This is a genomic window from Noviherbaspirillum galbum (assembly GCF_010974945.1).
Classification (GTDB): domain Bacteria; phylum Pseudomonadota; class Gammaproteobacteria; order Burkholderiales; family Burkholderiaceae_D; genus Noviherbaspirillum; species Noviherbaspirillum galbum.
Genome location: NZ_JAAIVB010000041.1, coordinates 1 through 11,555, shown reverse-complemented (window position 1 = coordinate 11,555; position 11,555 = coordinate 1). Strand labels below are relative to the sequence as shown.

The 11,555-nt window shown below is 63.0% G+C and carries 10 protein-coding genes and 1 rRNA gene; 4 read left to right on the top strand and 7 right to left on the bottom strand.

The window, feature by feature from the left end; translation table 11 throughout:
• Window positions 1-9: 9 nt before the first annotated feature.
• The 3 genes from G3574_RS12625 to G3574_RS12615 form a co-directional block, all read right to left on the bottom strand.
• On the bottom strand, window positions 10-750 hold the full coding sequence (locus G3574_RS12625; RefSeq protein WP_163963628.1) for a YoaK family protein: 741 nt from the start codon (window positions 748-750) through the stop codon (window positions 10-12).
• A gap of 30 nt (window positions 751-780) precedes the next feature.
• Window positions 781-1,173 (bottom strand): VOC family protein, encoded by a 393-nt coding sequence (locus tag G3574_RS12620; RefSeq protein ID WP_163963626.1) that lies wholly within the window; start codon window positions 1,171-1,173, stop codon window positions 781-783.
• A gap of 145 nt (window positions 1,174-1,318) precedes the next feature.
• Entirely contained in the window at window positions 1,319-3,289 is a 1,971-nt protein-coding gene (locus G3574_RS12615) for an MHYT domain-containing protein (protein WP_163963624.1), read from the bottom strand.
• Window positions 3,290-3,623: 334 nt separating this feature from the next.
• Here G3574_RS12615 and G3574_RS12610 point away from each other — a divergent pair, with 334 nt between their 5' ends.
• From G3574_RS12610 to G3574_RS12595, 4 genes are all read left to right on the top strand, one after another.
• Complete coding sequence (locus tag G3574_RS12610; protein WP_235953373.1) at window positions 3,624-4,442, top strand: Crp/Fnr family transcriptional regulator; 819 nt, start codon at window positions 3,624-3,626, stop codon at window positions 4,440-4,442.
• Between the two features lie 456 nt (window positions 4,443-4,898).
• The gene (locus G3574_RS12605) at window positions 4,899-7,646 is read left to right on the top strand and encodes a hybrid sensor histidine kinase/response regulator (protein ID WP_163963620.1); all 2,748 of its coding nucleotides are present in this window, start codon (window positions 4,899-4,901) and stop codon (window positions 7,644-7,646) included.
• A 124-nt stretch (window positions 7,647-7,770) separates the two neighbouring features.
• On the top strand, window positions 7,771-8,859 hold the full coding sequence (locus tag G3574_RS12600) for a hypothetical protein (protein ID WP_163963618.1): 1,089 nt from the start codon (window positions 7,771-7,773) through the stop codon (window positions 8,857-8,859).
• 103 nt (window positions 8,860-8,962) lie between these two features.
• Window positions 8,963-9,547 carry a hypothetical protein gene (locus G3574_RS12595; RefSeq protein ID WP_163963616.1) on the top strand — a complete coding sequence of 195 codons (585 nt, stop codon included), beginning with the start codon at window positions 8,963-8,965 and terminating at the stop codon, window positions 9,545-9,547.
• Window positions 9,548-9,617: 70 nt separating this feature from the next.
• Here the strand turns inward: G3574_RS12595 and G3574_RS12590 are convergent, their stop codons facing one another.
• The 4 genes from G3574_RS12590 to rrf form a co-directional block, all read right to left on the bottom strand.
• Window positions 9,618-10,121, bottom strand: a complete 504-nt coding sequence (locus G3574_RS12590; protein ID WP_163963614.1) for an arsinothricin resistance N-acetyltransferase ArsN1 family B — start codon at window positions 10,119-10,121, stop codon at window positions 9,618-9,620.
• Window positions 10,122-10,151: 30 nt separating this feature from the next.
• The gene (locus tag G3574_RS12585) at window positions 10,152-10,730 is read right to left on the bottom strand and encodes a chromate transporter (protein ID WP_163963612.1); all 579 of its coding nucleotides are present in this window, start codon (window positions 10,728-10,730) and stop codon (window positions 10,152-10,154) included.
• The gene (locus G3574_RS12580) at window positions 10,727-11,248 is read right to left on the bottom strand and encodes a chromate transporter (RefSeq protein WP_235953368.1); all 522 of its coding nucleotides are present in this window, start codon (window positions 11,246-11,248) and stop codon (window positions 10,727-10,729) included. Before G3574_RS12580 ends, G3574_RS12585 begins: the two co-directional genes overlap by 4 nt.
• A gap of 204 nt (window positions 11,249-11,452) precedes the next feature.
• Window positions 11,453-11,555 (bottom strand): 5S ribosomal RNA (rrf, locus tag G3574_RS28995); the annotation flags it as partial.

Sequence of the window (11,555 nt, the reverse complement as noted above, 5' to 3'; positions counted from 1 at the left end):
AGCGCGGCTTCAGTCCGGCGCGCCAGGCTGGAGGCTCGAAGCCAGCGACATGGCGACCAGCGGCAGGGCCAGCAGGATGGTCGAATAGAATCCGGCATGCTTGAATCCGAGCGCGCCGCCCACTCCGCCGGCGAAGAAGGAAGAAGCCAGGGCGGCCTGCACCTTCAGGCGGTTGCGGTTGGCGAGCACGACATGGAGCGATACGTCGCGGCGCCTGTTCCAGTAGATCAGCTTGCCGATCTCGATACCGATGTCGGTGACCAGGCCGGTGATGTGCGTGGTGCGGATCTCGGCGTTGGATATCTTGGTGACCAGCGCGTTCTGCAGGCCCATCGTGAAGCAGAGAAGAATGGCGATCAGGGAAATGCTGATGATCTCATGATGCTGCAGGCTGGCGCCGGCGAAACCGAAGGCCAGCAGGAGCGCGGCTTCCAGCTGCAGCGGGGCGGAGTAGATGTTCCTGGCCGACCGGCGCCGGGCATGGTTGACCAGCAAGGCGGTCGTTGCCGCTCCCGCCACGAATGAACAAAGCGAGAGCGCCGCAGCGGTCGCCAGGCCGACGTTTCCCAGCACGAGGTTGTCGGCCGCCGACGAAACGATGCCCGTCATGTGGGAGGTGTACTGGCCGATGGCCAGGAAACCGCCGGCATTGAGCGCGCCGGCGATGAACGCAAGCACGATCCCGAGATGAACGTTCGCGCTTGCGGTTCGTTCCCGGGATGTCAGGCGGGCGAGGTAATTGATCGGCATGGGTGCGCTGCGCCGGGCGCGCGAATCGTGCTACTTGGGGCGGTAGATGGCGCAGAGCTTGTGGCCGTCCGGATCGCGCACATAGGCCAGGTACATCGATCCCATGTTGCCTTCACGCAGGCCCGGCGGGTCTTCCACCGATTTGCCGCCGTGCGCGACCGCGGTGTCATGGAACTGCTTCACCTGCTCCGGCGAGTTGCACTTGAAGCCGATGGTGCCGCCGTTCGCGGAGGTGGCGTCTTCGCCGTTGATCGGCTCGGTCACGCAAAACACGCCGCCGTCGTGGCGGTAAAAAAGCCGGGTATGCCCGGTGCCTGCCTTGTTGAGGAAGGGCTCGCCCGCGCCGAGCGTGCCCAGCACCGCGTCATAGAAACGCTTGGAACGCTCGATGTCGTTCGAGCCGACCATGATGTGATTGAACATGTTTCATCTCCTTTTTCTCCAGCGCTGCGCCGGGGGTCCATATTGTCGATCGTTGCCGCCGGCGCCTGCCGGCAGGAAAGCCAATTTATCATGACTTGCCCGGGCGCGGAAAAACCCATTGCTCCCCAGTCACGGTGCGGCTTCGTCAGAGCTCCCGGCGACTGGTCAGCGCGGCCACGGTCGACAGCAACTCATGCGGGTCGAACGGCTTGGTGAGATAACACGAGAATCCTTCGCGGGCGGCCCGGACGTGGTCTTCCGCCCGGCTGAACGCGCTCAGCCCGATCGTGGGAATGGCCTTGCCGGCGTCAGGCGTGCGGGCCTTGAGTTCGCGGAGGAATGCATAGCCGTCCATGCCCGGCATGCCGATGTCGCTGATGATGACGTCGGGATGCCGCGCGCGGACCATCGCCAGCGCCTGCTCGGCGCTCGCCGCGGCGATTACGGTAGCGCCCGCGTCGACGAGGATTCTTTCGACCAGCTCGCGCGCGTCGGCGTGATCGTCCACCACCAGCACGCAGCTGCCTTCGAGCCGGCCGGGCAAGGCCTTGCCATCTGGGGCTTCAAGCACGCACATGCCGTTCGGCAAGACATCGACGCGTTCTTCGGCGACGGGGAAGCGCAGGGTAAAGGTGGCGCCCTTCCCCTCGCCTTCGCTCTCGACCTCGATGCTTCCCTGGTGCAGTTCGACCAGCTGCTTCACGATCGACAAACCCAGCCCCAGTCCGCCGTACTTGCGGCTCATCGAGGAATCGGCCTGCCGGAAGCGCCCGAACACGTGCGGCAGGAAGTCTTGCGAAATACCGATGCCGGTATCGCTGACCGCGACCACCAGGTGCCCGCCCATACGGCCTATCGTTACCGCGACCTTGCCGCCGTCATGCGTAAACTTGATTGCATTGGAAAGCAGGTTCCACATCACCTGCTGCAGGCGCGCAGGGTCGCCGATCATGTGCGTGTCGTCGGACTGGCGGCGCACCTGCAGAGAGACGTTCCTGGCCAGCGCCGTGGGCCTGAGCGACTCCACCGCCGATTGCACGCTCGAGCCGAGGTCGACGGGACGCTGCTCGATGCTGATCTTGCCGGAAATGATGCGGCTCATGTCGAGCAGGTCCTCGATCAGTTGCGCCTGCAGCCTGGCATTGCGCTCGATGGTTTGCAATCCCTTGTCAAGCATGCCTTCTTCCGTCTTGCCCTTCATCTGCAGCAATTGCACCCAGCCGAGGATGGCGCTGAGGGGCGTGCGGAGTTCGTGCGACAAGGTCGCGAGGAACTCGTCTTTCATTTCGCTCAACTGCTCAGCTTCCGCGCGCGCCGCGCGCTCCTTGAGCAGCAGCGCCTGGCGTTCCTCGGCGGCGGCGCGGGTGAGCCTGAGGCTGCGGTTGTGCGCGTCGAGCTTGGCGTCATAGATGGATGCAAGCATGGTGATGGTGAGCAGTGCCATGGTGGCAACGATGACCAGCACGGCAAGGCCATCTTGCGTGAAGCCGTCGGACGCCGCGCGGCAGATGCTCCCGACCGGAAAGCGCGCCGCTTCCATGCCGGTGTAGTGCATGCCGACGATGGCGACGCCCATCACCGCCGCTGCGCCGATGCGCGGCAGCCACACGCGCGGCGTATCGCTGCGCAGGCGGAAGGCGATCCACAATGCCGCGCCCGACGCAATGATGGCAATCGCAACCGATGCCACGAAGAGCGGGACATCGTATTGGATGCCCGGACTCATGCGCATGGCGGCCATGCCGGTGTAGTGCATGGCATTGATCCCGCCTCCCATGAGCAAGGCGCTGGCGGCGAGCCGCGAGAACGGCAGGGTAGGCCGGCTGACCTGCCAGAGCGCGAGGCCGGACACGACGATAGGCAGGACCAGCGATACCAGGGTGATGCGGAAGTCGAAGCCGATGGCGATGGGCAGGCGGAAGGCAAGCATGCCGATGAAGTGCATCGACCAGATGCCGGAACCCATGGCGATCGCGCCGCCCGCCATCCACAGGATGCTTGCCAGGCCACGGGAACGCGTCACGCGTTCGGCGAGGCTGAGCGCCGTATAGGAAGCAAAGATGGCGACGAAGATGGAGACCAGCACCAGTGGTGCGACGTAATGGCTTTGCAACATTGCGAGGGCGGACGATAAAGGTGCAAGGCTGAATGAGAAGCGGCGCTTCGAAGGAGGGCTCCATTGTGCCGCATCCGGCGTCCGGGCGTGCCGGAACCGGTGCATGAAGGTACGCGCCGCTGCCAGGTAGCATGTCGTTACATTTGTTTGTAAGCCCATTCCTACGCGGAGCGATGTCCCGCCGACATGCAATTTCGGACAAACGCGGATAGTGCCATTCCCTCAGGACATGCATACTTCGCATCATCTTGAAAGCAGTAACACACCGAGCAAGCCAAAACGCATCACAAGGAGAAGAGCAATGCTGCATTCCGAATTCGCCCACAACCGCCCCATGAATACGCCGATCAATGGCGCCATCCCGGCAGACGCTGCATGGCAACGCACAGGAAAGCTCTGGTCCTCCCTCAAGGAAGTCTGCGACCTGCTGCGCATTCCCCCGAGCGCCGCCGTCATCGCGGACAGCGATACGCAATTCCAGCACGTGCAGTTCAAGGCGGGCCAGCGCATCCACACCATCGGCCAGCCCTTCGACGTGCTGTACGTCGTCAACTCCGGCTTCCTCAAGACCGTCATGATCGACGTCTTCGGCAACGAACAGATCCTGAGCTTTCCGATGAAGGGCGATCTGTTCGGCGTCGACGGCATCCATGGCCGCCGCTACGAGTCCGAAGCCGTCGCCCTGACCAACTGCGACGTCATCCTCGTGCCGTTCAAGAAGTTCACCGCCCTGGGCAAGGCCCATCCCGAGCTCGAGGCCGCCATCTACGGCGTCATGAGCCGCGAACTCATCCGCGAACAGTCCATGGTGACCATGCTGGGTTCGCTGTCGGCCGAGGCACGGGTGGCGCGCTTCCTGGTGAACCTGTCGGAGCGTTTCTCCGAGCTGGGGTACTCGGGCAAGCAGTTCAACCTGCGCATGACGCGCCACGAGATCGGCAGCTACCTGGGCCTGACGCTGGAGACGGTGAGCCGCACGCTGTCGGCGTTCAACGAGATGGGGCTGATCTCGGTGGACCAGCGCGCCATCGACATCAAGGACTTCAATGCCCTGAAGACCCTGCGCCGCCTGCCGCCTTCGCGCACCCGCAACAAGGAAAAGCAGGCACTGGCCAGTGCCGCAGCACTCGCAAGCCAGCGCGCGGTCGCCTGACATCTTCCAGCCATCGTACAAAAAGCGGCCTGTGCCGCTTTTTGTTTTTTTGGTCTGCCCGGGACGACATCAGGCAAGCATGCTTTGAGGCAAATCAAACAGGAAATCTGGTTTGAATCCAATGACATAGGGAAACCTCCCACAGCTTATCCGCATACTTGTCCACAGAAAATGTGGATAAGCTGGCCAGCGCCTAGCGGCGGATCAAAGTTGTAATGCCTGCCATCCACTTTTCAGTCACCTTGTCCACAGGCGTGGCTAGGTTCTTCTTGAAGCTTATTAATTCAAGGCAAGACATTTGATGAATATCAAGCCACGGGCATTCATCTTTCCAACGTGCATGGAAATAGCGCTACAACCGGATTAGAAGTCCTCGGAGCCGGTCAAGCGTGAATCGTCGGGCTCACCATAACAAGGGCGCGTTGCGGATATTTATCCGGAGACGGCATTCCAGCCATGAACAAGAAACGCCAGGTCTTTTCCGGAAACGGAGACATTGCCGCTCTGCTCGGAAAGACGGATTGGCGCGCGTCTCCGATCGGTGAGCCCGACAGCTGGCCGCGTTCCCTGTCCACGATGGTTTCCTTTGCCTTGCACTCGCCGCTGGCGATGGCGGTGGTCTGGGGCAAGGACATGATCACCATCTACAACGATGCCTACGGCAAGATCCTCGGCGACAAGCATCCCGCGGTGTTCGGCAAGCCGTTCAGCGAGGTCTGGGCCGAACGCTGGGAACGCGCCCGGCCGCTCGTCGACAAGGCCTACGCCGGCGACGCCAGCTTCTTCGAGGACATTCCCTTCTCGGTGCGCCGCGAGGGCAAGGACATTCCTGCGTGGATCACCTATTCCTGCTCGCCCGTGCTCGACGAGCATGGCGACGTGTGCGGCATTACCGCGGTCTGCGTCGACACGACCGAGAAGGTCAGCCTGCGGCTCGCCCAGGAGGCCGAAAGCCGGCGCATGCTCGACCTGTTCGAACAGGCGCCGGGACTGGTGGCCGTGCTGCGTGGGCCCGACCACGTGTTTGAATTCATGAACGAGGCGTATCGCGACTTCATCGGCGGCCAGGACTTCATCGGCATGCCCGTGAAGGAAGCGTTGCCCGACCTCGCGGCGCAAGGATTCGGCGAGCTGGCCGACCGCGTGTTCCGGACGGGAGAGCCCTTCATCGGCACAGAAGTGCCGGCGCAGGTGCGCCGCTGGCCCGGGGGCACACTGGAAGACCGTTACTTCGACTTCATCTACCAGCCGATCCGCGACGAATCCGGGAAGGTGACCGGGCTTTTCACGGAAGGCGTCGACGTGACCGAGCGGGTGCGCAGGAACCAGGCCAGGCGCGAAAGCGACATGAAGATCCTGCAGCTGGCCGACATGATTCCGCAGCTTACCTGGATCGCCGATGCCAACGGCAGCGTCACGTGGTGCAACAAGCGCTGGCATGACTACACCGGCCTCTCGGCCGCGGACGTCCAGGGATGGGGCTGGCAGCACCTGCTCGAACCGGAAGCGCTGCCCGACGTAATGCAGCGCTGGAAAGCCTCGCAGCAGAGCGGCGCGCCGTACGAGGGAATGGCCCGCATGCGCGGAAAGGATGGCAAGTACCGTCCCTTCTATATCCTCGCCATTCCCCTCAAGGATGACGCCGGCCAGGTGACGCAATGGTTTGGCACCAACACCGACGTCTCGACCCTGCATGAAGCGCAGGACGAGCTTCGCCGCACGCAGGACTGGCTGCAGCAGGGCCTGGACACCGGCAAGATGGCCGTCTGGGAATGGCAGCCGCAATCGGGCGTCATCAAGTATTCGGACAATGCCGCGAACGTGCTCGGACACACGGTCGGCGACGCGGCGGACGGCTGGACCCACGTGCATCCGGACGACGCGTCCCGCATGCAGGAGGTGATCGGTAATGCGATCGCGGCCTGCGGCAGCTTCCACGAAACCAGCAGGTGGGTCGACCCCGGTACCGGCAAGGTCACCTGGGTCGAGCAGCGCGGCAAGGTCATCTGCAGCGAGCGCGGCGAGCCGGTGTCGCTGGTCGGCATCAACATCGACGTGACCGACAGGATGCTCGCTGAACTCGAGCTGAAGGAAGCCAGCCGGCGCAAGGATGAATTCCTCGCCATGCTGGCGCACGAACTGCGCAACCCGCTCGCGCCGATCAGCACCGCCGCCTACCTGCTGAAGGTGGCGAGCCACGACGAGCGCCGGATCCAGCAGACGAGCGACATCATCAACCGGCAGGTGCAGCACATGACGGAACTGCTCGACGACCTGCTCGACGTGTCGCGCGTCACGCGCGGCCTGGTGGTGCTGCAGAAGGAGAGGGTCGACCTGAAATACGTCGTGGCCAGCGCGATCGAGCAGGCGCGTTCGCAGATCGAGGCGCGCCAGCATGAGCTGCGCACCCGCATCGCCTCCGCGTCCGCGTTTGCGGAAGGCGACCATACCCGCCTGGTCCAGGTGCTGACCAACCTGTTGAACAATGCCTGCAGATACACCCCGCCCGGCGGTGAAATCACGATCGCGCTGGATGTGCTCGAGGCGGACATCAAGCTGAGCGTCGCCGACACCGGCATCGGCATCGAGGCCGATCTGCTGCCGCGCATCTTCGATCTGTTCACGCAGGGCAAGCGCACGCCGGACCGTGCGCAAGGCGGGCTTGGACTTGGCCTCGCGCTGGTGAAAAGCCTTGCCGGCATGCACGGCGGCCGCATCGAGGTGCACAGCGACGGTCAGGGCAAGGGCTCCTTGTTCAGCGTGTATCTGCCCCGGCTTCCGGATCTGGCCGCCGTGCGCTTGGACGTGCATCACTCCTTGCCCGCGTCTTCGGCGAAACGCCTCCGGATCACCATCGTCGACGACAACGCCGATGCGGCAAGGATGCTGGCCGAGGCGCTGCTGGCGTCGGGTCATGCGGTCATCGCCAGCGAGGATGGCGCCAGCGTACTCGGCGATGTGGAGGCGAGCGCTTCCGATGTCTTCATCCTGGATATCGGCTTGCCGGGCATCGACGGTTATGAGCTCGCAAGGCGGCTGCGCCGGCAGGAAGCCAGCGCCGGGGCGGTATTGATCGCGTTGACCGGCTACGGCCAGGACAGTGACCTTGCCCTGGCCCGCGAGGCCGGCTTCGATCATCACCTCGTCAAGCCCGTTCGCTTCGAACGCCTGCAGGAACTCCTGAACGCGCTTCCGCTGTACTGAGGAACCGTAAAAATACCGGGGGGCGCACGCGACACTTTCCATCTGGCAGCACATCGGCTAATAATATAGTCAATATCGCAACCTTCCTGGGGCGCTTGCAATCGTGGATAACCGCAAACTTGGTGTGATTCTTCTGTTGCTGGCTCTCGGATGGATCGTCGGACGGGAGACCTTCGCGGCAAACCAGGGCGCCCTGCTCGCCGGCGCCGCCGAAGAACAGTCGATCACGCGCTGGCTCTGGCTGCTAGGCGCGGGGTTCCTCGCCACCATCAGCTTCGGATGCTGGATTGCCTGGCAAGCGTTGGCGCTGCGCAAGCTGCATCAGCAATCGCAGCGCCGGCATGGCCGGAGAAAGCCGCCCCGCGCCACGCCGCCCGCCATGCCGAGGCTTGCCGCGGCAACCCCGCCCGCCATTCCTGCTCCGGACAACACACCGGCCATATGGCCTCCGCTGAAGCCGGCGGAGTGCGACCCGGTGTCCCAGTTTTCCATCACCATCAGCAAGAGCAGCGGTACGCTGGAAGCGCAGGAAGTCCTGGATATCTTCGACCTGATCGACATGTGGCTCGCGATGGACAGGCCGGACGTCGCGCTGAAATTCCTCGCGCCCTACCGCAAGGTCAGGCATGTGTCATCGCCCGTGCCATGGCTCGGGCTGCTGCAGGTGTACTTTGCCATGGACGATCGCGAGAACTACGAGGCGATCGCCAGCCGCCTGATGGAATTCTTCAACGTCAAGGTACCGGCCTGGGACGCCCGCGAGCAGTGGAGCGAACTGACTTCCCTGGCGGAAGTGCCGCATGTGCGCCAGCGCATCCTCGACCTCTGGGGCACGGAAGAACTGGGCTCCTACCTGAATACCCTCGTGCTCGACGACCGCGGCGACCGCAGCGGATTCGCCATCGGCATCTTCAAGGACTTGGCGAGGCTGCACCAGATACAGCGCAATGCGGGCGACAAGCAGGCAGGCCAGGCGGGCGGCATGGAGGAAGCCCAGGCCATGCTGTTTTCCGAGGCGAAGCCGGCCATTCCTCCATCGATCATGCCGAAGCCGCCGAAAGTGTCGGCAGCGGCGCAAGCCCGCGAAAGCGACAAGCGGCTGGCCGCCAGGCCGGCGCGCCGCATGAACGGCATGATGTCGGCGTCGCGGGAGGCGACGGTCACCAAGGACCTGATTCATTCGGCGGACGACACCGCACCGGGCGGCGGTTGATCCTTGCATCCCGCGGCGGCTTGCCAGCAATGGCGTTGCTACCTGATGCGGCGCAGCCCGGGTCTGACTGTGACGATCCGCCCTCCCATAAACATGGCTTGGCATGAGAGTGGATTTCCAGTTAACTCGCGGTTTTGCTCTCGACGAGAATTCGCCCGCCATGACCCAATCGCCAGATGTTATTTTTTCCGCTCGCATTGTCGCGGCGTTCCTGCTTGCCGGCATGCTGGCTATGCCCTATCCCGGTATGGCAGCGAATGCCATGGGACAGAAACTGGACAAGTATCTTCCGGCCAAGCTTGGCGGATGGCTGACGGATCCGCCCTCGGATCCGGACAACATGTTCGATCACAGCCTAGCGGTAAACCAGACTTTCTCGCTCAAGAACCAGGAAGGCAACCTGGACATCGGCATCCAGCGCATCCAGAAGAACAGCCGGATCGGCCTGCCGAAGCTTGAGCAAGCCAAACTGGGCCGCAATCCGGAGGGAGGCGGTGTGACGTCTATGCTGGCCGTGAAAGATCACAAGGCGCTGCTGGTCTACGATGCCGAAAACAAGGCTGGAAAACTCACCATGGTCGCAGGTACCTGCGTTGTCACCGTCGAAGGCGGCGGCGTCATCCAGGCGCAGCTGATGGCAGCGGCGGACGCCATCGACCTGAAGGGACTGGATAACGTCTGCCAGTAAGGCGGCGTAATCGAAGGGCGTCGGCATCAAGCCGGAACAGAAACGGATATCCGGAACGGCCTGCGGTCCACTAGAGAAGGAGCTGCCAGTATCCGACGTCGATCCAGCGTCCGAATTTCTTGCCAACTTCACTGAAGTTCGCAACATGCCGGAAGCCGAGCTTTTCATGCAACCCGACGCTGCCGGCATTGGGCTGGGCGATGCCGGCGATCACCGCGTGAATGCCGCGCTGGCGCAGTTCCTCGAGCATCGCCTGGTAAAGCGGAGCGGCCAAGCCTTTTCCGGAAAAGCCGTTGCGCAGATATACCGTGCTTTCGACGGAATGCCGGTAAGCGGATCGTTCCTTCCATTTTGTCGCGTAGGCATAGCCGCTCACTTCGCCAAGGTTTGCGACGACCAGCCATGGCAATCCGGCGGACTGCACGGCATCGATGCGCCGGCCGATTTCAGCGGACGTAACCTCGGCTTCTTCGAAGGTGATCGTGGTGTTGGCGACGTAGTGGTTGTAGATTGCCGCGATTGCCGGCGCATCCGCGCTGGTGGCGGCGCGAATCGTGTCGGGCCTTGTTTGCATGTAAGTCGTCCTCGTCTTAGCGGGTTTGGCCTACACGATGCCGAAGGCACCGAGAATCGCTCCCAGGGCGAGCAGCCAGATCAGGTGCAGTCGGGTGCGCCATACGACGACCATGGCGAGCGCGCTCAGTGCCCACAAGCCCCAGTCGCGTGCCGGATCCTGGTGCGCCGACGAGAGTATCCATCCGGTGGCGACCAGCAGGGCGATAACGATCGGCGCCATGCCCTGCTTGAACGCACGCACGGCGCGCAGATGCCGGTTGCGGTGCGCCCAGCCAGTGGCAAGGTAAGTCAGCGTGGTGCTAGGCAGGAGAATGCCTGCCATCGTGACGATCATTCCCAGGAATCCCCAGCCGATGCCGCCCGCGTTGACGCCGACGTTCCAGCCCATCAAGGCCACGAACAGGACGTTGGGTCCCGGTGCTGCCTGCGCGATCGCGATCGACGAGTTGAACTGCGCTTCGTTCAGCCAGCCGTGCTGCATCACGAGGTAGCGGTGCATCTCCGGCGCCGTGGTAATTGCGCCGCCGATCGACAGCATGGATAACATCATGAAGTGGAGGAACAGGTCCAGCCAGTCCACCTGGATAATGGGCAGGCCGGCGCTCATTTCCCCTCCAGCCTGACATAGGCGATTAGGTAGCTGGCGACGCCCAACGTGAGGAGGACCTTGCCGAGCGGAATTTTAAATATGGCGATGCAAATGAAGCAGCCGATGCCGAAGATTGCGCATAGGGCGACACCCAGCACATTGGTCTTCAGCGACGGAATCAGCTTGACGCCGACCGCCGCGATCAGCCCGCCGGCCACCGCGCCCATGCCGCGCAGTGCGCCTGCGAGCCAGGCCTGGTCGGCAAAGTGAGAGTAGATCGTCGCCAGCAGAAGCACCAGGATCAATGGAAAGGTCAGCATGCCTGCCAGGGCGGCGATGGCACCCTTGAGTCCGAAGTGTCGCGCGCCGATCATGAGCGAGATGTTGACCACGTTCGGCCCTGGCATGATCTGGGCGACGGCCCAGTCTTCGACGAATTCTTCTTTGGTGAGCCAGCGCTTGCGTTCCACGATTTCCCGCTGCACGACCGCGAGGACGCCGCCGAAGCCTTGCAGCGCGAGCAGGGTAAAGGACATGAATAGGTCAGTCAGAGACCTTGGACCTGGACGGGAAACATCTGGCTCGATTTGCATAAGGCTGACGAATAGGGTTTGGAAACATTATCAACCATCGCGCGGGCGGGCGCAAAACCCGGTCCCGGAGCACGAACCATCGCACACGTTTGGCGAGCACAAAAGCAAAAACCCCAGCCGCGAGAGCGACTGGGGTTTGCATGGGGAGCCTGACGATTACCTACTTTCACACTGGTTGCAGCACTATCATCGGCGTGGAGTCGTTTCACGGTCCTGTTCGGGATGGGAAGGGGTGGGGCCAACTCGCTAT